The sequence below is a fragment of the Pseudoxanthomonas suwonensis 11-1 genome (genome assembly GCF_000185965.1).
In the GTDB taxonomy this organism is placed as follows: domain Bacteria; phylum Pseudomonadota; class Gammaproteobacteria; order Xanthomonadales; family Xanthomonadaceae; genus Pseudoxanthomonas; species Pseudoxanthomonas suwonensis_A.
The window spans coordinates 2,852,421-2,872,413 of sequence record NC_014924.1; the positions used below are offsets into that span (position 1 = coordinate 2,852,421).

Annotated in this window: 17 protein-coding genes and 1 pseudogene; 9 read left to right on the plus strand and 9 right to left on the minus strand. The window is 64.2% G+C overall.

From position 1 onward, the window contains the following. Positions 1–97: 97 nt before the first annotated feature. Positions 98–820 carry an rRNA pseudouridine synthase gene (locus tag PSESU_RS13065; protein ID WP_041764154.1) on the minus strand — a complete coding sequence of 241 codons (723 nt, stop codon included), beginning with the start codon at positions 818–820 and terminating at the stop codon, positions 98–100. Positions 821–933: 113 nt separating this feature from the next. Between PSESU_RS13065 and PSESU_RS13070 the strand changes: the two genes are divergently transcribed. After that, a complete protein-coding gene (locus tag PSESU_RS13070) occupies positions 934–1,791 on the plus strand; it encodes a PA4780 family RIO1-like protein kinase (RefSeq protein ID WP_013536264.1) in 858 nt (285 codons plus the stop codon). A 94-nt stretch (positions 1,792–1,885) separates the two neighbouring features. Here PSESU_RS13070 and PSESU_RS16280 read toward each other — a convergent pair whose 3' ends face one another. Continuing rightward, positions 1,886–2,029, minus strand: a complete 144-nt coding sequence (locus PSESU_RS16280) for a hypothetical protein (RefSeq protein WP_013536265.1) — start codon at positions 2,027–2,029, stop codon at positions 1,886–1,888. Positions 2,030–2,217: 188 nt separating this feature from the next. Further along, complete coding sequence (locus tag PSESU_RS13080) at positions 2,218–2,604, minus strand: hypothetical protein (RefSeq protein ID WP_049782358.1); 387 nt, start codon at positions 2,602–2,604, stop codon at positions 2,218–2,220. 256 nt (positions 2,605–2,860) lie between these two features. On the opposite strand from PSESU_RS13080, the gene PSESU_RS15980 reads away from it, so the two are divergent. Next, complete coding sequence (locus PSESU_RS15980; protein ID WP_162145833.1) at positions 2,861–4,132, plus strand: PD-(D/E)XK nuclease family protein; 1,272 nt, start codon at positions 2,861–2,863, stop codon at positions 4,130–4,132. 253 nt (positions 4,133–4,385) lie between these two features. Continuing rightward, a protein-coding gene (locus tag PSESU_RS13090) for an IS3 family transposase (protein ID WP_155942714.1) occupies positions 4,386–5,491 on the plus strand; the annotation gives its coding sequence in 2 pieces (ribosomal slippage) (positions 4,386–4,644 and positions 4,644–5,491; 1,107 coding nt in all). 104 nt (positions 5,492–5,595) lie between these two features. Here the strand turns inward: PSESU_RS13090 and PSESU_RS15985 are convergent. From PSESU_RS15985 to PSESU_RS13105, 4 genes are all read right to left on the minus strand, one after another. Beyond that, positions 5,596–7,650 carry a KAP family P-loop NTPase fold protein gene (locus PSESU_RS15985; protein ID WP_013536268.1) on the minus strand — a complete coding sequence of 685 codons (2,055 nt, stop codon included), beginning with the start codon at positions 7,648–7,650 and terminating at the stop codon, positions 5,596–5,598. 88 nt (positions 7,651–7,738) lie between these two features. Beyond that, positions 7,739–8,515: a hypothetical protein gene (locus PSESU_RS13095; RefSeq protein ID WP_013536269.1), complete on the minus strand. Its 777-nt coding sequence runs from the start codon at positions 8,513–8,515 to the stop codon at positions 7,739–7,741. A 93-nt stretch (positions 8,516–8,608) separates the two neighbouring features. After that, complete coding sequence (locus PSESU_RS13100; protein WP_013536270.1) at positions 8,609–9,421, minus strand: hypothetical protein; 813 nt, start codon at positions 9,419–9,421, stop codon at positions 8,609–8,611. A gap of 119 nt (positions 9,422–9,540) precedes the next feature. Then, positions 9,541–11,697, minus strand: coding sequence for an adenosylcobalamin-dependent ribonucleoside-diphosphate reductase (locus PSESU_RS13105; protein ID WP_013536271.1), 2,157 nt, complete (start codon positions 11,695–11,697; stop codon positions 9,541–9,543). Positions 11,698–12,191: 494 nt separating this feature from the next. Here PSESU_RS13105 and PSESU_RS13110 point away from each other — a divergent pair, with 494 nt between their 5' ends. The 6 genes from PSESU_RS13110 (at position 12,192) to PSESU_RS13135 (ending at position 17,192) form a co-directional block, all read left to right on the plus strand. Further along, complete coding sequence (locus PSESU_RS13110) at positions 12,192–13,652, plus strand: Do family serine endopeptidase (RefSeq protein WP_013536272.1); 1,461 nt, start codon at positions 12,192–12,194, stop codon at positions 13,650–13,652. Between the two features lie 90 nt (positions 13,653–13,742). After that, positions 13,743–14,102, plus strand: a complete 360-nt coding sequence (locus PSESU_RS13115) for a hypothetical protein (RefSeq protein WP_013536273.1) — start codon at positions 13,743–13,745, stop codon at positions 14,100–14,102. Positions 14,103–14,112: 10 nt separating this feature from the next. Further along, complete coding sequence (locus PSESU_RS13120; protein WP_013536274.1) at positions 14,113–14,628, plus strand: phage holin family protein; 516 nt, start codon at positions 14,113–14,115, stop codon at positions 14,626–14,628. After that, positions 14,625–15,095 carry a hypothetical protein gene (locus tag PSESU_RS13125; RefSeq protein WP_013536275.1) on the plus strand — a complete coding sequence of 157 codons (471 nt, stop codon included), beginning with the start codon at positions 14,625–14,627 and terminating at the stop codon, positions 15,093–15,095. The genes PSESU_RS13120 and PSESU_RS13125 overlap by 4 nt, the downstream gene beginning before the upstream one ends. A gap of 89 nt (positions 15,096–15,184) precedes the next feature. After that, positions 15,185–16,321: an AI-2E family transporter gene (locus PSESU_RS13130; protein WP_013536276.1), complete on the plus strand. Its 1,137-nt coding sequence runs from the start codon at positions 15,185–15,187 to the stop codon at positions 16,319–16,321. Between the two features lie 217 nt (positions 16,322–16,538). Beyond that, a complete protein-coding gene (locus tag PSESU_RS13135) occupies positions 16,539–17,192 on the plus strand; it encodes a hypothetical protein (RefSeq protein ID WP_041764156.1) in 654 nt (217 codons plus the stop codon). Positions 17,193–17,581: 389 nt separating this feature from the next. On the opposite strand, the gene PSESU_RS13140 is transcribed toward PSESU_RS13135, so the two are convergent. Further along, positions 17,582–18,505: a hypothetical protein gene (locus PSESU_RS13140; RefSeq protein ID WP_041764157.1), complete on the minus strand. Its 924-nt coding sequence runs from the start codon at positions 18,503–18,505 to the stop codon at positions 17,582–17,584. 216 nt (positions 18,506–18,721) lie between these two features. Beyond that, positions 18,722–19,744: pseudogene (locus PSESU_RS13145) on the minus strand (IS3 family transposase); the annotation flags it as partial. Positions 19,745–19,993: the final 249 nt, after the last annotated feature.

A 19,993-nucleotide genomic window follows, 5' to 3' on the forward strand; every position in this document is an offset into this window, starting at 1 on the left:
CGGCATGAAAACCGGGGTCAGAGTGCGATTTCCCGCGGAAAATCGCACTCTGACCCCGGTTTTTACATCGCGGGAAATTGGACTCTGACCCCGGTCTTTAGAACTTCTCGCCGACGGGGAGGTAGCGCCAGGCGCCGGGGGGCATCTTGGCCAGGGGGATGCGGCCGATGCGCAGGCGGCGGATGGAGACGACCTCCAGGCCGACCTGGGTGCACATGGCGCGCAGCTGGCCGGGGCGCGGGCCCTTGAGGGCGAAGCGCAGGCGGGTCTCGTTCTGCCAGCTCACCTTGCCCGGCGGCAGTTCAAGGCCTTCGAAGGTCAGGCCGTGGCTGAGGCGGGACAGGCCCCAGGGTTCCAGGGAACCTTCGACCTCGACCACGAACTCCTGCTCGATGGTGGCGAAGTCCTCCACCAGCCGGCGGCGCACGCGGCCGTCCTGGCTCAGCACCACCAGGCCGCTGGCTTCCGGCTCCAGCGGCACCAGCGAGGCCAGGCGCTGGAAGTTCTTGCGCAGGGTGCGGATGTTGCTGGTGTCGCCTTCCCAGCGCTCCTGCGGCGGCAGCAGGGTGGCCAGCGTGTCGGCGACGGCCTCCAGGTCCACGCCGGCCGGCTTGTGCAGCAGGAAGGTCGCCGGTTCGACCGGCTGCAGGCGGGCCTTGGGGTCGATCTCCACCCGCTCGCTGGTGACCATGTGGCCGGGCAGCTCCACCACCTGGCCGTCGACCTTCACCCAGCCGCCCTCGATGTACTGCTCGGCCTCGCTGCGCGAGCACTGGGCCAGTTCGGCCACGCGTCGGGCCAGGCGGATGGGGTTGGACATGAACGGCGCGCCACGGGGTCGGGGGTCGCGCAGTGTATCGTTCGCGCACTCCGGCGCGCCGGCGCCGGCTTTCCCGGCCCCCTGCGCCATCGCCAGTTTCCCCAAGAGGTGCCATGAAAACTCCCGCCGGCCTGCAGGCGCTGATCGACGACGGCGTGATCGACGCCGTGCTGCGCCCGCTCAAGAGCGGCAAGGAGGCGTCCGTGTACGTGGTGCGCGCCGGCGACGACGTGCGCTGCGCCAAGGTCTACAAGGACATGGCCCAGCGCAGCTTCCAGCAGCGCGTGCAGTACCAGGAAGGTCGCAAGGTGCGCGGCAGCCGCGAGGCGCGCGCGATCGGCAAGGCCAGCAAGTACGGCCGCAAGCAGCAGGAAACGGCCTGGAAGAACACCGAGGTCGATGCGCTGTACCAGCTGCGCGAGGCCGGCGTGCGCGTGCCCGAGCCGCATGGCTACTTCCACGGCGTGCTGGTGATGGAGCTGGTGGTCGATGCCGCCGGGCATTCGGCGCCGCGCCTGGGCGAGGTGGAACTTTCACCGGAGCAGGCGCGCACCTTCCACGCCTTCCTGGTGCGGCAGATCGTGAAGATGCTCTGCAGCGGCCTGGTCCATGGCGACCTCTCGCCCTACAACGTACTGGTCGCCGCCGATGGCCCGGTGGTAATCGATTTCCCGCAGGTGGTCAGCGCCGCCGGCAACAACGCCGCGCGCACCATGCTGCTGCGTGACGTCAACAACATCACCGCCTGCCTCGGCGGTTGGGCGCCCGAGCTGCTGGACACCTGGTACGGCGAGGAGATGTGGGCCCTGTTCGAGGCCGGCGAGCTGCGCCCGGACACCGGACTGACCGGCGTGTTCGAGCATGACGAGTCGGCGCCGGACATCGACGGCGTGCGCCACGCCATCAACGATGCCCGAGAGGAAGCGCTGATCCGCCAGCAGGGACGGGAAGCGGCGGCGGAAGAGGATTGATCCGTAGCCCGGATAAGCCCGAAGGCCGCATCCGGGGTCTCGTCATCGGGCGATGCAAACCCCGGGTGCGCTCCGCTTACCTGGGCACATGGCGTCAGGCGCCGCCCTGCCGCTTCTCCGCGGTGTCGCCCGTCTCCGGGTTGGACAGCTTTCCCGGATGCGCGTCCTCGCACTTGGGCGGCGGCGACTTCTCCTGCCGCGACTTCTGAATGCTGTCAGGGGTCTGGGGCGTGCCCATGGCGTGGCTCCTTGTCTTGGGTCGGGCACTCCAGCCTGCGCCGAAGACGGTCATGCGCGTGTGCAGCGGCGTAGCCCTGATAAGGCCGAAGGCCGCATCGGGGGTCCCGGCCACCGGGGCGCGCGAATCCCGGGTGTGCTCCGCTTACCCGGCTACGGAAGTCACCCCGATCAGACTCGCCCGACCTACTACGGCCGCAATGCTTCCAGCCTGGCCCGGTTGTCGACCACTTCGGTGTGGGTAACCAACCCGTTCGCCACGGTGATGTGGATCTCGCGCTCGTAGATCGATCCGAATCCCATATGCACGTAGTGCACTAGCCTGCCGTCCGGAACGACGAGGGTGCCGCTGTACCAACTGGCGAACAGCGGATCCGGATTTTGCAACCGGTACTTCCCCTCCAGTCGCCACAGGAAAAGACGGCCGTTATCGAGCACCCAGGTCCCCACGTACTCCCGCCAGCAGGCGGTGGAGTACCAGACCCCCCTCCCCGGGTTCTCCACCTCTACGATGCCAAACGACCCCACCGGGAAATCCGGGCAGCTCATCATGCTGCGGGGGTGGCCATCGATCATTAGGTTTTCATGCGTTTGCGCTGTCATTGCTCCCCCTCGCCGCGTGCCGGGGCGGCCCCACGCCAAGCATGCCACCAGCACGACCCACGGGGAGGCTTTCCTTCTCCGCTAATGCGGCAGGATCGACTCACGTCCTTGGAGAGCACTGAGTCAAGCGTGCGCAACGCCTCCTCGACTGCTAAATTTTCAAAGCGACCAAACTCAGGGAAGGGGATTACCGATGGGCATACATACAACAAGGGACTTTGAGCGACTAATGGCCGACCCCAGACTCGCTGAGTTAAATGAACTCCAGCGGGGGGCAAGCGATGCATTCGACCTGATTGAACTGAGTGAAAACCAAAACAGCAACATCCTTGCCTGGCTTTTCGATTCGCGAGAGGGACATGGGCAGGGCGACGAGATCCTGCGCGACCTGTTGCTGTATGCATCCAAGCGTGCCATGACAATTGAGCCGACGAAGTCGAGATGGCTCGGACAAACCCAACCGTCGACACGGCGATTCTTCGAACGCTGGACGCCTTCAAGAATACGAACTACGTCATTTTGCGGCGCGTTTGCAGTGCGTGAGTTCGGCTTTGATCGGCAGGGTCGATCAGATCTCGCGATCATCGACGAGCACAATCAACTCATCGTAGTTATTGAGAATAAGACGAAGACAAAGCACACCGAGGCTCAACTCAACCGCTATCAGAAAGCCTTCGAGGATGCGATCGAGAAGAACAGGCGATTAAGCAAATTCGTCATTGCCTTCATTGCGATGAGCGAGGATTTTGACTATGACGAAGAAGGGAAGCAACCATGCGCCGACACGTGGCTTCACGTCGGATACGGCTGGCTGAAGGCATCGGCCGATCGCGCCGTCAGGCAAGTTGAGCGTGGCAATGCGTCCGCCCAACTAGTTGCGAGCTACTGCACAGAGCGGACTCAATGGGAAGATCCGCTTGATCGAAAACGAACACTAATAGCAGCTGCACTCCTCCGCGACTATCCCGAAGCAATTCGAGAGTTGCATAGATTCGTTGGGCCCAGGATGACAGCGGCCTGGTTCGAGCATGAGGAGCAACCCAGCAGCGCCATGCTGTTCATTCTCCAAAATCGCGGAACCGCAAAACTCCTGTCAGAGTTGGAGCGGCCGGAGGCAATCGCCATACAGATAATGGCGCTACTGGAATTGGAATCTGATGATGGCGTGGAATCTCGCAGGAGCGGGATAAGTATCCGGGCACCCCATGTCGAACATTTGAGTAGGGATAATTGGTGGGTTTCATACTTCAATATCGAGCACTCAAGGGCCCCAGATGAAACTACCAATGAGGTTCGATACAGAGTTACGCTTGTGCTGAAGCCTGAAAAGTTTCATAACAAGACGGACGCCGCCCATTTCCGAGCCAAGTACGCGATGATTAATAGCGCTTTCGGAAGTAACTCGGACCGCACGCGCACGGTTCAACTTGGAGATGGATTAACGCAGAGCGAGGCATTGGACCTTCTCCAAAGGACTTATAGAAAGCTCAGCGCCGCTTAATGACATCGTAAAAATGCCCTCAATCTGCAACGGAACAGATCTGAGCCCGTAGCCGGATAAGGCCGAAGGCCGCATCCGGGGCCCGGTCGTCAGTTGTCGCGAATCCCGGGTGCGCTTCGCTTACCCGGGCTACGGGGCGTCAGGCGCCGCCCTGCCGCTTCTCCGCGGTGTCGCCCGTCTCCGGGCGACGTCCCCCCATCTTTGAGTAGCAGGTCGATTTGGAGTCCAATCCCCAACGAGACGGAGATTGGACGTGAAGAAGCGCTTTTCCGAAGAGCAGATCATCGGCTTCCTGCGTGAAGCCGAAGCTGGCCTACCGGTCAAGGAGCTGTGCCGCAGGCACGGCTTTAGCGAGGCCTCCTACTACCTGTGGCGCAGCAAGTTTGGCGGCATGAGCGTGCCAGAGGCCAAGCGGCTCAAGGAGCTGGAGTCCGAGAACACGCGGTTGAAGAAGCTGCTGGCCGAGCAGCTGTTCGAGAACGACGTCATCAAGGACGCCCTGCGAAAAAAGTGGTGACCGCACCGGCGCGCAGGACGCTGGTGCGGCATCTGGTGGATCGGGGGCTGAGTGAGCGACGGGCGCTGGCGATGGTGCGGATGAGCGCCAGCGCGCTGCGCTACGTCCCGCGTCCGGATGGCAACGTCGAGCTGCGCGAGCGGATCCTGGCGCTGGCGCAGCGACACAAGCGCTATGGCGTCGGGATGATCTATCTGAAGCTGCGGCAGGAGCAGTGGCCGGTGAACTACAAGCGGGTGGAACGGCTGTATCAGGAGGCCAGGTTGCAGGTGCGCCGGCGCAAGCGGAAGAAGGTGTTGCTGGGCGAGCGCCAACCGTTGCTGCGGCCGGAAGCGGCCAACCAGGTCTGGTCGATGGACTTCGTGTTCGACCGCACCGCCGAGGGGCGTGTGCTCAAGGCGTTGACCATCGTCGACGATGCCACGCACGAGGCGGTGGCGATCGAGGTGGAGCGGGCCATCTCCGGCCACGGCGTGGCCCGGGTGCTGGATCGGCTGGCGCTGACCCGCGGCCTGCCGCAGGTGATCCGTACCGACAACGGCAAGGAGTTCTGCGGCAAGACGATGGTGGCGTGGGCCCACGAGCGCGGTGTGCAGTTGCGCCTGATCCAGCCAGGCAAGCCGAACCAGAACGCCTACATCGAGAGCTTCAACGGCCGCCTACGGGACGAATGCCTCAACGAGCACTGGTTCCCGACGCTGCTGCACGCCCGCACCGAGATCGAAACCTGGCGCCGGGAGTACAACGAGGAACGACCGAAGAAGACCTTGGGCGGTCTGACGCCGGCCGCTTATGCCGAACAGTTGGCGGCCAAAGCCGCTACGATGAAACCCGGACTCTAAAGAGCCCCGCTACTGAAAGCGGGGGGACGTCGGCGCCCCACTCGGAGCCGGAAAGTACACTCTGACCCGTGTTTCGCCACCAAAACACCTGCAGGGCGACACCCTCACCGCTCTTGCGGCCGCCACCCAGACAAGTACTTACACGCAAGCTCAAGGGATTCGTCAACCTGCTCCTTACCAGAATCCTTGAGAGCATCAATACGCCGCCGAAGCTCGTCCTCACCTCCAAGGATCTTCACGAGCGTTTCCCATGCTAGTCGCGTCGAGCGACGGACCGCTCGATTCCCCGCGGTCATACTCACAGCTTCGCTCATAGCGGATCTCAACAACGCCTCCGTCATCTCTATCGAGTCGGGCAGCCCCAACACCGGATCATGAGGCCCTGCCAAGTCCCTTTCCATTAATAGGACCCTAAGAACGTCCCACTCTTCCGCAAGAAGATCTGGGGCATTTGCATGCACGGCCGCCCGCCACTCCAGTTCCAACTGTCTAGCGGCGTCTTCGGAGACAAGACGATGCCCGACACCGTCTCGATATCCAACCATGCTAATAAGTCGGAGCTTTGATGATAGCGTTTCGACACGAGGGAGAATATCGCGAACTACTTTCTCAACGGCTGCATGAGATTCAAGGCGTCGAATCAGACGATACACGACCCTGCCAACGACCAGAGAAGCATCCCGTCCAAGCGGGGAGCGCTCTAGCCCATGAACCTTCGGAATTAGATTCAGGAGCACAACGCTTGCCGGGACCATGTGTTGCGATTCGAACTGATCTTCGAACGCTTCCAACGAAGAGACGACACCCAAAAGACGCTCATTGGGGATCGAGCGAAGGAATTCATCAAATTCAGATTCATCTCCAATCTTTCTCCATGCAGAATCAGCATCTGTAAATGATTTCAATCCCTCACTGGCGAGGCGCTCAAGATAGAACCTAAGAACATCCTCATGTGCCACACGGCGCCTTGCCAACCAACCATTCTTGAAATCAACACCGTAAGCAGATCCTCCAACATACTTCTGTGCCGCAGGAAACAGCCGCTTAATCATACTAAGGACAACATCTCTGTTATTACCGGAACTATCCAATAGCTCTCGGATTTGATCCGCCGCATATTGCGAATCGGAACTGGGTAGATCCGCCCCCGTCAAGACGGGGGCATAGGCATGCAATCTATCAAATACGTCAGGAATAAAAATACGCACCGCCTCCAAGCCGAGCACATCAGCTATAGCAACCCGCCCTTCAAGCCCGTGAGCGGATGAATAAGCCGCTAACGAATATCGACGCACATCCCGCATATTTTTTATTAGCGGCCTGACGATCTCCGCATAAATGTCAAGCCATGCATCACGATCAATACTTTCAACACCCGGGGCATCACCCAGCGAATCACCAAGCACACCGATTATCTGCGTGTCCATAACCTGCTCCGGGATCCTCGGCAGATCGAACCCCAGATTGACTATCTTCTCTAGATACTCCCTTCCAGGCAGGCCACCCTCCCCCAGCGCGCACTCCACCATCAATCTATCAAACGCTAGCAAGTAGATGATTCTTGGGAATCTAGCAGTGAGCCGAACCAACTTAAAAATATCTCTAACTTCCGTATGTGTCAGGCGATCTATGTCATCAAGAATAACTACAATTGGCTCATCAAGACCTTTCAATGCCTCTTGAATCCTTCGGCGACGCTCATCAGCCGAACCCGCACGCCCACGCAAGATCCTAGAGATTATTTCAAATGCAGCCTTCAACCTAGCGAGCCAAGGCCCAACCAATGGAACCCACGCCAGACCCGAGATAAGTTCGCCATAGTCATCAATTAGTTCACTTATCTCTCCAAAATCCTTCTGCTTCAGCTGGGCAGACAGCTCGGAAAAGAACGCTTGCACAAGCTGATCCGCACCGCTAAACATCCACGGATTAAATTCAAGCACCGGGACGCCACGCTCCCTGATGCATTCCTTCGCCAGATTGATGAAAGATGTCTTACCTGAACCCCAAGGCCCCAGCACCGCCGCGACAACTCCATTATCCGAATCCAGCCCAAGAATGTTCTCGGCGAAAAGCTGTGCTTGCGAGGCTCTACCAAGAGCATCAGCCCTAGCAGAGGTGATTGGATTGTCGACAGGCAGCTTGCGATTTGCGCTCATATTCCAAGCAGTCAAATAAGAAGTTACCAAGAAAAAAGGCCAGGCTCACTTCTGAACTCTGGCCTTTCCCTTAGCAGCTAAGCATCCCTCACCCGCACTTGCTATACCCACAGTTCAAGCACGTCGCGCAGCCATCCATGATCACCAGCGCCTTGGTGCTGCACTTGTGGCACATGGTGGCGCTGGGCGGGAAGCTGGTGCCTTCGCCGGTCACGGCGACGTCTTCCTCGCGGGCGGTGGTGGCGGCGGTGCCGTTGACGGCGGCGCTGGCGCCCTTGGCGCGCTCTTCGTACTGCTTGCGCTTCTCGGCGATCAGGGCCTTCTGGTGGGCGCTCATCTCCGGGTCGTGGATCAGGCCGATGGACTTCATGTGCTCCTCGACCACGGCGCCGATCTCGGCCACCAGGGAGGGCATGTACACGCCGCCGGCCTTGAAGTAGCCGCCGCGCGGGTCGAACACGGCCTTCATCTCCTCCACCAGGAAGGTCACGTCGCCGCCCTTGCGGAACACGGCGGACATGATCCGGGTCAGGGCCACGATCCACTGGAAGTGGTCCATCGACTTGGAGTTGATGAACACCTCGAACGGGCGGCGCAGCTCGTGCTCGGTGCCGGCGTTGAGCACGATGTCGTTGATGGTCACGTACATGGCGTGCTCCACCAGCGGCGACTTGATCTTGTAGGTGCTGCCGATCAGGACGTCCGGGCGCTCGATGCGCTCGTGCATGTGGATGACGTTGTCCTTGGCCTCGCTGCTGGCCGCTTCGCGATCGGCGACGGGCGCCGGCGCGGCGGTCTCGCGCGCCTTGTCGTCCGGGGTGACGACGGCGTAGCCCTTGATTTTCCTGTCGATCTTCACGGCCATTGGGGCGGATCCTCTGCTCTTTACGTTCTTGTATGGGTGTCGGGTTCGCGGCGGGGCCGCTGGCTCCCCCGCCTGGACGGGGGAGCGGGGGTCTTACCTGGCCTTCTTCGCCTTGACCACGGTCTTCTTCGTGGCGCGGGCGGGGGCGGCCTTCTTCGCCACGGTCTTCTTTGCGACGGTCTTCTTCGCAGGCGCCTTGGCGACGGTCTTCTTCGCGGCCTTGGCGACGGTCTTCTTCGCGGCCTTGGCGACCTTTTTCGCGGCCTTGGTCGCCTTCTTCGTAGCCTTCCTGGTCGCGGCGGCCTTCCTGGCGGCGACGACCTTGCGGGCGACGGCCACCTTCTTGGTCGCGACCTTCTTCGCCGCGGTCTTGCGGGCCTCGCCGCGGGCGGCGATGCGGCCACGGGCGGTGGCGGCCTCGACGGCGGCGTTGGCCTTGGCCTGCTCGAGCTTCGTGCGGGTGTTGGCCACGGCCTTCTTGGCCGCCTTCTTGGCATTGCCGCGCGCCTGCTCGGCGGCGGCCTTGGCCTTCTTCGCGGCGTCGGCGGCCTTCTTCTTCGCCGCGGCGGCCTGCGTGCTGGCGGTCCTGGCGACGGCAGCCGCCTTTTCCTTGGCCTTGTCCTTCGCCCTGGCGGCGGCGGTGGTGGCCTTCTTCGCTGCGCCCGCAGCCGTCTTCGCGACCGTGGTGGCCTTCTTCGCCACCTTGGCGCGGGTGGTGGCAACGGTCTTCTTCACCCGCTCGACCACCGGCTCCGCCGCCGGTGCGGCGGGTCCGGCGTCATTGCCGGTCAGCGATTCGGGGGCCTGGGCCTCGGTGGTCGCCGGGGCGTCGGCCGCGGTGGAAACTTCGGGGGTCTTGGCGGCGTCCTCGCTCAGGGTCGCCGTCACACCATTGCCATTGCTCATGGGGCCCTCCTGGGGCTCGCTGTGCGTGGTCATCGGGACAAACTCGCTGGATCCGGGCGCCGTGTGGTCAGGAAGGTCGTGGCGGGCGCCCGGAACAGCGCGCGCCACGGCCCGTTACGTCAGAACTTGCCGTAGTAGCCTTCCTTGAGGGCATCGAACAGGTTGGCGGCGGTGTGGGTCTCGCCGTCGTATTCGATCTCCTCGTTGCCCTTGACCTCCACCACCGAGCCGTCTTCCAGCTCGAAGCGGTACAGGGTGTTCTCCAGGTCCTTCTCCTTCACCAGCACGCCCTGGAAGGCGGCCGGATTGAAGCGGAACGTGGTGCAGCCCTTGAGGCCCTGCTGGTGGGCGTAGCGGTAGATGTCCTTGAAGTCCTCGTACGGGTAGTCCGTGGGCACGTTGGCGGTCTTGGAGATGGAGCTGTCCACCCACTTCTGGGCGGCGGCCTGCACGTCCACGTGCTCCTTGGGCGAGATGTCGTCGGCGGAGATGAAGTAGTCCGGCAGCTGCGCCTCCGGGTCGTCGGAGAACGGCATCGCCTTGGGGTTGACCAGCTCGCGGTAGGCCAGCAGCTCGAAGCTGTAGACGTCCACCTTCTCCTTGGACTTCTTGCCCTCGCGGATCACGTTGCGGCTGTAGTGGTGCGCGAACGAGGGCTCGATGCCGTTGGAGGCGTTGTTGGCCAGCGACAGGGAGATGGTGCCGGTCGGGGCGATGGAGCTGTGGTGGGTGAAGCGGGCGCCGGTCTCGGCCAGCTCGTCCACCAGGTCCGGGGCAACCGAGGCGATGCGCTGCATGTAGCGGCTGTAGCGCGCGTGCAGCACCTTGCCCTCGATCTCCTGGCCCACGCGCCAGCCGTCCTTCGCCATTTCCGGGCGCTGGCGCAGCATCTGCGGGGTCACGGTGAAGGTCTCGTCCATGATCGGTGCCGGGCCCTTCTCCTTCGCCAGCGACAGGCCCACTTCCCAGCCGGCCACCGCCATGTCGCGGGCGACCTGCTCGGTGAAGCCCAGGCTGTCGGCCGAGCCGTACTTCATGCGCAGCATGGTCAGGGTCGAGCCCAGGCCCAGGAAGCCCATGCCGTGGCGGCGCTTGCGCATGATCTCGTTGCGCTGCTGCTCCAGCGGCAGGCCGTTGACCTCGACCACGTTGTCCAGCATGCGGGTGAACACGCGGACCACTTCCTTGTACTCCTCCCAGTCGAAGGAGGCCTTGTCGGTGAAGGGGTCGCGCACGAACTTGGTCAGGTTGACCGAGCCCAGCAGGCAGGCGCCGTACGGCGGCAACGGCTGCTCGCCGCAGGGGTTGGTGGCGCGGATGTTCTCGCACCACCAGTTGTTGTTCATCTCGTTGACGCGGTCGATCAGGATGAAGCCCGGCTCGGCGTAGTCGTACGTCGAGACCATGATCATTTCCCACAGGTGCCGCGCCTTGATGTGGCCGTAGATCTTGCAGGCGACCATGCCGTCGTCGCGCACGATGTAGGCATCGTCGTGGGCCGGCCAGTCGCGCCAGACCACCTGGTCGGCGTTGGACAGGTCGATGTCGGCCTCTTCCTTCCTGTTGACCGGGAACACCAGCGGCCAGTCGCCGTCGGCGTCGACCGCTTCCATGAAGCCGTCGGTGATCAGCAGCGAGAGGTTGAACTGGCGCAGGCGGCCGTCCTCGCGCTTGGCGCGGATGAAGTCCTTAACGTCCGGGTGCGAGACGTCGAAGGTGCCCATCTGCGCGCCGCGGCGGCCACCAGCCGAGGACACGGTGAAGCACATCTTGTCGAAGATATCCATGAAGGACATCGGACCAGAGGTGTAGGCGCCGGCGCCGGCCACGAACGCGCCGCGCGGGCGCAGGGTCGAGAACTCGTAGCCGATGCCGCAGCCGGCCTTCAGGGTCAGGCCCGCCTCGTGGACCTTCTCCAGGATGCCGTCCATCGAGTCGCCGATGGTGCCGGACACGGTGCAGTTGATGGTGCTGGTCGCCGGCTTGTGTTCCTGGGCGCCGGCGTTGGAGGTGATGCGGCCGGCGGGGATCGCGCCGCGGCGCAGCGCCCACAGGAAGCGCTCGTACCAGTAGGTACGCTTCTCTTCGGTCTGCTCGGCATCGGCCAGGGCACGGGCAACGCGCTGGTAGGTGCCGTCGATGTCCGCATCCAGCGGCTCCCCCTGCTTGGTCTTCAGGCGGTACTTCTTGTCCCAGATGTCCTGGGACGCCGGCTGAAGCGGGATCTCCGCGACGGGTTTGTCCGTATTGACCACTTCGAGGCGCACCGTACTCATGCTCTTGGGAACTCCTTCCGCACCGTAATCCAGTTGGGGCCGGAGGGTGCGAAGGGAACGGAAAGCCCCGGGCGACGCACTAGGCGCCGCCTGACGGAGTCAGGCGCCGGGTTTGTCGCGACCGAGGCCGCATCCGTACGCAGTTTCCTGTCCCATCCGCTCGCCGCTCCGGCGTTTGGGCCCGCAGTGTTTGGCGTATTCACAAACACCATCACTGGGGCCAGCGTTGTGTTCGACCGCTATATCTAGTGGCACGACAGGGGACCCACGCTAGGGGTACGCCACAGCCGTGTCAACTGTGAACCGACAAACGTCGCAACGACGGACCCGGCGGTCCGGGCGGGGGCGTACGGAACAAATGGAATGCGCAGGTCAAGGGGTACTTTCACCACCGGTTTAGTGGCCGGGCCGCACACTCGTTCAGCTTGATGAGGGCTGCTCCCGCCCCCATGGGAGCGGAGTCTCCACACCGTCCACGCCTGCAAGGAAAACGCATGCGCCGCGCGACCACTCTTGTTGCCCTGACTGCCGCCGCCGCCTTCGGTGGCTTCTCCGCCACCGCCGTGCGCGAGGCCCTGGACAACCGTGCCCACGCCGCCACGGCCCCGGTGCCGATGGCCCCCGCCCCCGTCGCCTCGCTGCCCATGGCCGGGGCCGGCGCCCTGCCCGGCGCGGTGGAAGGCCAGCAGCTGCCCTCGCTGGCGCCGATGCTGCAGCGCGCCATGCCGGCGGTGGTCAGCATCCACACCAAAACCCGGGTGCAGGTGCGCAACCCGTTCTTCGACGACCCGTTCTTCCGGCGCATGTTCCCGCAGGTGCCGCAGGAGCGGATCAACGAGTCGCTGGGCTCGGGCGTGGTGATCGACGCCCAGCGCGGCTACGTGCTGACCAACCACCACGTGATCGAGGGCGCCGACGACGTGTCGGTGTCGCTGGCCGACGGCCGCACCTTCAGCGCCGAGTTCCTCGGCTCGGACGCGGACACCGACGTGGCCCTGATCCGGATCCCGTCCGGGAACCTGACCGAACTGCCGCTGGGCGACAGCAGCCGGCTGCAGGTGGGCGACTTCGTGGTCGCCATCGGCAACCCGTTCGGCCTGAGCCAGACGGTCACCTCGGGCATCGTCTCGGCGGTGGGCCGCAGCGGCATCCGTGGCCTGGGCTACCAGAACTTCATCCAGACCGACGCCAGCATCAATCCCGGCAACTCCGGCGGCGCCCTGGTCAACCTGCGCGGCGAGCTGGTGGGCATCAACACCGCCTCGCTCAATCCGCGCGGCTCGATGGCCGGCAACATCGGCCTGGGCCTGGCCATTCCCTCCAACCTGGCGCGCGACGTGGTCCAGCAGCTGGTGACCACCGGCGAGGTGCGCCGCGGCACCCTGGGCGTGGACACCCAGCCGCTGGACGCGCGCCTGGCGCGCAGCCTGGGCCTGCCCGAGACCCAGCAGGGCGCGCTGGTGGCGCGGGTGCACGCCAACTCCGGCGCCGCCGCCGCGGGCCTGCGCCCGGGCGACGTGATCGTCGAGGCCGGCGGCCAGCGCATCACCAGCCCGATGGCGCTGCACAACTTCGAGGGCCTGCAGCCGGTGGGCACCAAGGTGCCGCTGCAGGTGCTGCGCGACGGCCGCACCATCACCCTCAACGCGACCCTGCGCGAACAGCCGCGCAGCCTGGCCGGCGATGCGCTGGACCCGCGCCTGGCCGGCGCCACCCTGGCCGAGCTGCCGGAAACCCTGCGCCAGGCCCGCGGCCAGGGCGTGCTGGTGGAGAAGGTCGCCAGCGGCAGCCGCGCCGCGCAGAACGGCCTGCGCCCGGGCGACGTGATCACCGCCACCAGCGCCGGACAGGTCTCCGACCTGGCCTCGCTGCGCTCAAGCCTGGCCGAGCCGCCGCGCCAGTTGGTGCTGCTGATCGAGCGCGGTAACGTGCGTGGACGGCTGGTACTGCAGTAAGCCGCGCAACCGTAACGGACCCTACACCGCGGGCGTGGTCAGATGGCCGCGTCGAATCCGCCCCCCGGCACCCCACACAGGAGAATGCAGATGAGCCCGAACCCCAGCGAGAACATCAAGGAAAACCTCAACGAGGCCGGTGCGCACCTGAAGACCGCCGCCGGGGCCGCGAGCGAAGCCGTGCGTGGCGCGGCCTCCGCCGCCGGCGAGGAACTGCGCCTGGGCAAGGCCAACGTCAAGGCCGAGCTGGCCGACACCGCCCTGGCCGGCATGGCCGCTGCCGAACTCGGTGGCGAAGCCGCCCGCGAACAGGTCGACGCGCTGCTGGACAAGGGTCGTGACCTGCTGGACAGCGCTTCGGACCTGATCCGCGAGCGTCCGCTGGCCTCCTTCGGCGTCGCCTTCGCCGCCGGCTGGCTGGTGGCTGCCCTGAGCCGCCGCGACCGCTGACGGCACGCCCGTGAGCGAAGGGGAACACACCGGGGACGCCGGCCAGCAGGCCGGCCAGACCCCACCGCTGGACGAGAGCATCCGCCAGATCGGCGCCAAGGGCCGCGAGGCCCTCGGTGCCACCGGCGACTCGCTGCGGGCGCTGCGCGCCCTGCTGTCCGCCGACATCGCCATGGCCCGCTCGGCCATGGGTCGGGCCCTGGCCTGGACCGGCGTGGCGGTGGTGTTCGGTGCCTCGGCCTGGCTGCTGGCCACCGCCGCGGCGGTGGCGCTGATGCAGCGGCTGGGCCTGTCCTGGCTCAGCGCCCTGTGCGTGGCCGCCCTGTTCAACCTCGCCGTCTGCGGCCTGGCCGCATGGCGTACCTCGCGCTTCTTCGACTACATGGGCCTGCACGCCACCCGTCGCCAATTGAGCCGGATGGGTCTGTTCGAGGACGTGGACTTCGACGAGGACGACGCGTCCGTGCCGACACCGCCGGCTTCGGCGCCGGTGCCGCCGCCTGCTTCGCCGGAGGTGCCGCGATGAGGTTCGAGACCCTGCGCCAGCGCGTCGAGCGCACCGAGGCGCGCGTGCAGCGCTGCATGGACCGCGCCGAAAGCAGCCGCACCGAACTGCGGCAGATGTGGAAGCTGGGCTGGACGCCGCCGCGGATCATCATCGCCGGCGCCGTGGCGGGCTTCCTGGTCGGGCGCGCCGAGCCGCTGTCCAAGGTCGGCGGCACCCGCTGGCTGCAGCTGATCGGCACCGCGTCGAGCATGATCGCCTCGATCCGCGCCGCGGCCGCTTCGGAGACCGCGGAGGACGCGGCCCAGACCGCGGCCGCTTCGGAGACCGCGGAGGACGCGGCCCAGACCGCCGCCGCCGAGGCCGCGGTTGCAGGCACCGAGGCGCAGGCTGCCCCGACCTACGGCCATGCCGCGGCGCCCGGACGCGTGCCGACCGGTACCGCACCGGCACCGGCGGAAGCGGCCACCGAAATCTCCGAACGCTGACCGGCGCCCGATCCGACCGATCCGCTCCAGCCCCAGCCAATCCAAGCCACCCCAACGCCACGCCGGCACTGCGCCGCGCCCGAGGCCGCATGTCCGTCCCTCCGTCCAACCCGCCCACCCCCGAGCTCCCGGTCGCCGCAGACGTCGAACCGCTACCGGTTCCGATCGACGCCAACCAGCCGCACGGGCGGCCGCGCAGTCCTTCGGCGCTGCTGGTGCTGGCGACCCTGGCGGTGGGCTACACCCTGTGGGCGGCGCAGGAGGTGATCCTGCCGGTCCTGCTGGCGATGTTCTTCGCCCTGGTCGGCAATCCGCTGATCCGGCTGCTGCGCAGGCTGTGGATCCCGCGCTTCATCGCCGCGCTGCTGGTACTGCTGCTGGGCCTGGCCGGCACCACCACCCTGGCGGTGCAGCTGGTCGCCCCGGCCACGGCCTGGGCCGAGCAGGCCCCGCGCGAGGCGCGCAAGATCGGCCGCGAGCTGCAGAACCTGACCAGGCCCATGCACGAGGCCAACCGCATCGCCGAGGACATGGCCCGCGCCGCCGCCGGCGAGGCCAACCGCAAGGTCCAGGTGGTGCGCACCCGCGTGGACGATCCCTATGCGGTGCTGACCCGCACCCCGCGCCTGCTGGCGGCGGTACTGGCGGTGATCCTGCTGACGTTCTTCTTCATGGTCTATGGCGAGAACCTGCAGCGGAACGCGATCGCGCTGTTGCCAGGACGCCAGCAGAAACGGTTCACGGTGGACATCCTGCAGTCGATCGAACGCGAGGTCTCGCGCTACGTGCTGACCATCAGCCTGATCAACGCGGTGGTGGGCCTGCTGTTCGCCGGCATCCTGGTGCTGCTGCGCTTCCCGCTGCAGGAGGCGCTGCTGTGGGGCACGATGGTGATGCTGCTCAACTACGCGCCCTACGTGGGCCCGCTGATCGGCATGATCGCGATGCTGCTGGTGGGCTTCATCCGCTTCGACGAGACCCTGGCCTCGGTGACCCCGGCGGTGCTGTACCTGGTGCTGCACATGATCGAGGGCCAGCTGGTCACCCCGATCATCCTCGGCCGCAGCATGGCGCTGTCGCCGCTGGTCCTGATCCTCGCGCTGATGCTGTTCGGATGGCTCTGGGGCCTGGTCGGCCTGCTGCTTGCGGTGCCGCTGCTGGTGTGCGTGAAGCTGGTGCTCGAGCAGGTCGAGGGCATGCAGGGATGGGCGAAGTTGCTCGAGTAGGATGGCTCTTAAGTACGCCGCCCATGAGGAGCTTCGACGAAACAATACGCCAATTAAGCGCCGCAAAGATGGTCCTCGAGTAATCAATTTTATTCATGGCACATTCGACATTCCCGATAGCCCTCTTCTTCGGGCTCTAGCAATACATGTTGCATTTGCAGGATTTCTGTTCGTGTTGTTCCACGAGCTTGGACACCTGTCGCAAGGACACTGTCGCATGCTTGCACGCGGCAATTTTGCCGACTTCTCACTTGGCCACGACGAGAAAGAGGAAGCCGCCGAAGCCACGCCCGAGCATCGTTCGATGGAGTTGATGGCAGACCTATTCGCGACGCGCGAGCTCGGCATCTATGCTGAGTACAAGCGCCTCATGGCGCAGGCGTCGCCGGCGCGTTACGGCGTTTTCAGTGCCATAGAAGAGTTGTGTCATGACGGCAACCAAATGACGGACGTATGGGCCTACGGTGGCATGACGTTGACTTTTTACCTAACGTCCTCGTCGTCGATGCGGCATCCTCCGCGAGAGACGCGATTCTTAGCCGCGCTACTCGCATCGAAAGTCTTCTACCCAGGTGGAAAATCTGGAATGGGTGCCGAGCAAATGAAAAGCGTCTGCGCAGTCGTCAACTATGGAGCCGAAGTTGCGGAAGCTGCGATTAGCCCCGCAGAACATTTCATGCCCTTAACCGCGCCCATTTCTGACGAGGAGCAGCGCAGACGCCTCAATGCTGAGATCCTGGCGTTGATAGCCACCTTCGAGACTTTGAAGCCTAAGCTTCAGACCGTTAGTCACGCTCCCAAAGCCTTTTTTGACTTCGACATCCTAGAGAGCCAAGAACACGGTCACTTGTCAGAAAGGCATTTGCAGTGAGGAGAGACCGTCCGAGGCTCCTTAAGGGCCACATCTTGCCTGTCTCGACAAATGATCAATGCTGGAGGGTATACCCACCCCTGTGCCGCAAACTCCGCGGCTGGCGGGCGAAGGTCAGGGCTAATCAGGCCGGCTACTCCTTGACCTCAGGCGCCCGGAACTGCTGTCCGCCAAGGCGGTCCGATCCCCGAGCCCCAATGCTGGGCGTGAGCTCCCAATGGATATGTTGCAGCGTAGCGCGGATATCTCCTTTTTGGGGCACATTAGTTTGATGCGTACTTGCCGTAGGTCTCTGCCCTTCGGGCTGGTTGTTATAACCCGCGAATCCACCAACAACTCCGCTTGCGCCATCCCTTCACGCCGTGCCCTTTAAAACTTACTCTCAGCCGTCAACGTCCCATGACGTCGTCCACAAGCTCTCTCATGCGGTCACTCGTTGGCTCGGGCTTGATTTCCGCAGCGAGGACGGGGCAGCGATTGCCTTTACCGTAATCGCAGACTACATCGCGAAGCTTCTCGCAGACGGCACGCGTCGGCTGCAGGCGACACTCGTACTTCTCGGCCAGCGTCTCGCTGAGGTCCGCATAGTTGCTGCAGAAATACGAGTAGTTGCGCACCGCTGTCTTTGACAGCCGGATCTCCGACGACTTGATGTCAAAACGCTTGTTCCAGTCGCCTTCATCGGCAAACGCGCTGACGTAGGCCAGCGCGAAGTGGCAGGTGCGCGGGTCGAGCGTGTAATCGAGCCCCTGGAACGCCTCCACAATATCGAGCTTCTTCAAAATGACGCCGAAGAACTGGTTTTCCTGGATTTGCATGCCGCCTTCGGCGAACAGCCGGATCACGTGCAGGTCCTCGCGCCTTATCGCCTCGCTGAAGTCGGACTGGTTCCAGCTCAGCCCGAGATTTGCGATCTCCTTGCGTGGATCAATGCTGTTTTCTAGCTTCGCAGCTGCCGTGTTCCGCTCGACCTGTCGGGTAACGTCAGTGAGCGCCTCGACTGCCGCGGTCGTCCGCCGCTGTTCCTCCATGATGCCGGCGACAACCTGCATGTCTGAGACGATTGCGGATCGGCTGGCGAGCAGCCCGCCAGCATCCTTCTCGTGGTAGGCAACGACGCCGGTGAAAAGGCACGACACCACGAAGACCAGCACTACATGGAGGCCGTGCTGTGCCCAGACTGGGCGTCCGCGCCACCACGACGCGAAGAACCGCCGATCGATCTTTTCCAGTAACCCGAATAGCCTTCCGTTCGAGAGCCAGATCGCGATCGCCAATCCGAGGCCTGCGAAGCCCGCCAACAGCAACGCCATCCATCCACCCTTTGGCGCTAGGAAGTCGCCGATGGCAGCCACGAAACCGCTGAAGGCCGCTGTAGCCCCTAGCTCGGATACGCGCCGGTCGATCCGCAACGTGGGCCTTACAGGTCCGTCGACCCTCTCTTTTTGCATCTTGCACTCCCCTGAGCCCAATCATGTGGGCAGCCTCGTCCCGGAATCAACCTCATCATCTGAGGGTTATGTCGGGTTCTACCCCGAAATCACGGACGGTTGTAAAAGGGTTGAGAACTTCTGGTCTTGCCTGGCCACCCTTCGTCGCATCCTCGGATTGTGGAACCGCTCGATCTATTCGAACACATCGGCCCGTGCGGCATCGAGCGTCGGGTAGGTCATGCGGTAGACCCGCTCGCGCTTGAGCAGGCCGAAGAAGCCTTCGCATGCTGCGTTGTCACCGCAATGGCCCACCGCGCTCATCGAGCACACCAGGCCGTTGGCCGCCAGGTAACGCTGGTAGTCGCCGCTCCGGAACTGGCTGCCGCGATCGGAACGCAGGATCACCGGGTCGCTGCCCTGACGCTGCCAGACCGCCATCTGCACGGCCCGGATCACCATCTGCCGATCCTGCCGGTGGTGCATCGACCAGCCCACCACGCGCTGGTCGAACAGGTCCAGCACGATGCACAGGTACAGCTTGCCCTGCCGGGTCTTGAGTTCGGTGATGTCGGTGACCCACTTGGTCTCCGGCTCCAGCGCAGTGAAGTCCCGTTCCAGCAGGTTGCGCACGCCCGGCGGCGTCAGCGCGGGCCGGCCACGCTGCCCACGCCGCTTCGGCCGCGGCCAGCCCTGCAGGCCATCTTCAGCCATCAGGCGCGCCACCCGGTTCAGGCTGACGGGTTCGCCGGCATCGGCCAGATCTTCCTGCATCCGGCCGGCGCCCAGCGTGCCCCGGCTGTCTTCATGCAGCTCACGGATGCGGTCGAGCAAGCGCTCGTTGTCGAGCTGGCGGGTGCTTGGCAGGCGCTTGCTCCAGTCGTAGTAACCACTGGCCGAGACCCGCAGGCAGCGGCACATCAGCCGAACCGGGAACTCATCGCGGCAACGTTCGATCGCCCGATACCTCAGGACGATCCCTTGGCAAAGAACGTCGCCGCTTCTCTTAAAAAATCCCGCTCCTTCTTCACCCGGGCCAACTCGCGCTTGAGCCGGGCCAGCTCCTCGTGCCGGGGCGTCCCGGGGCGTCCCGGTGCCACCGAAGGCCACCTTGCCCTTGGCTGATCAAAGTAACCAAAAGAAAGCACAGCCCGAACCGGTCGGCGCAGCCGGCCGGTTCGCGACCGGGCGTGCTTTCTTCTTGGTTACTTCTTCTTTGCAGGAGCAAAGAAGAAGTAACTCGCCCAAGCCGCGAAGCGGATGGCGAAAGCTTTTGCTCCTGAACCTTCACCTCATCGGGCGAGGCCACATCCGGCATGCAAGCCGCCCTGCCCCTCCCCCAACCCCTCCCGCTTCCATGGCGGGCCTTAT

Excerpts from the sequence above, each read along its gene's own strand:
- PSESU_RS13065 (WP_041764154.1), bottom strand. The coding sequence starts at position 820 with ATGTCCAACCCCATCCGCCTGGCCCGACGCGTGGCCGAACTGGCCCAG.
- PSESU_RS13070 (WP_013536264.1), top strand. The coding sequence starts at position 934 with ATGAAAACTCCCGCCGGCCTGCAGGCGCTGATCGACGACGGCGTGATC.
- PSESU_RS16280 (WP_013536265.1), bottom strand. The coding sequence starts at position 2,029 with ATGGGCACGCCCCAGACCCCTGACAGCATTCAGAAGTCGCGGCAGGAG.
- PSESU_RS13080 (WP_049782358.1), bottom strand. The coding sequence starts at position 2,604 with ATGATCGATGGCCACCCCCGCAGCATGATGAGCTGCCCGGATTTCCCG.
- PSESU_RS15980 (WP_162145833.1), top strand. The coding sequence starts at position 2,861 with ATGGCCGACCCCAGACTCGCTGAGTTAAATGAACTCCAGCGGGGGGCA.
- PSESU_RS15985 (WP_013536268.1), bottom strand. The coding sequence starts at position 7,650 with ATGAGCGCAAATCGCAAGCTGCCTGTCGACAATCCAATCACCTCTGCT.
- PSESU_RS13095 (WP_013536269.1), bottom strand. The coding sequence starts at position 8,515 with ATGGCCGTGAAGATCGACAGGAAAATCAAGGGCTACGCCGTCGTCACC.
- PSESU_RS13100 (WP_013536270.1), bottom strand. The coding sequence starts at position 9,421 with ATGAGCAATGGCAATGGTGTGACGGCGACCCTGAGCGAGGACGCCGCC.
- PSESU_RS13105 (WP_013536271.1), bottom strand. The coding sequence starts at position 11,697 with ATGAGTACGGTGCGCCTCGAAGTGGTCAATACGGACAAACCCGTCGCG.
- PSESU_RS13110 (WP_013536272.1), top strand. The coding sequence starts at position 12,192 with ATGCGCCGCGCGACCACTCTTGTTGCCCTGACTGCCGCCGCCGCCTTC.
- PSESU_RS13115 (WP_013536273.1), top strand. The coding sequence starts at position 13,743 with ATGAGCCCGAACCCCAGCGAGAACATCAAGGAAAACCTCAACGAGGCC.
- PSESU_RS13125 (WP_013536275.1), top strand. The coding sequence starts at position 14,625 with ATGAGGTTCGAGACCCTGCGCCAGCGCGTCGAGCGCACCGAGGCGCGC.
- PSESU_RS13130 (WP_013536276.1), top strand. The coding sequence starts at position 15,185 with ATGTCCGTCCCTCCGTCCAACCCGCCCACCCCCGAGCTCCCGGTCGCC.
- PSESU_RS13135 (WP_041764156.1), top strand. The coding sequence starts at position 16,539 with ATGCTTGCACGCGGCAATTTTGCCGACTTCTCACTTGGCCACGACGAG.
- PSESU_RS13140 (WP_041764157.1), bottom strand. The coding sequence starts at position 18,505 with ATGGCGTTGCTGTTGGCGGGCTTCGCAGGCCTCGGATTGGCGATCGCG.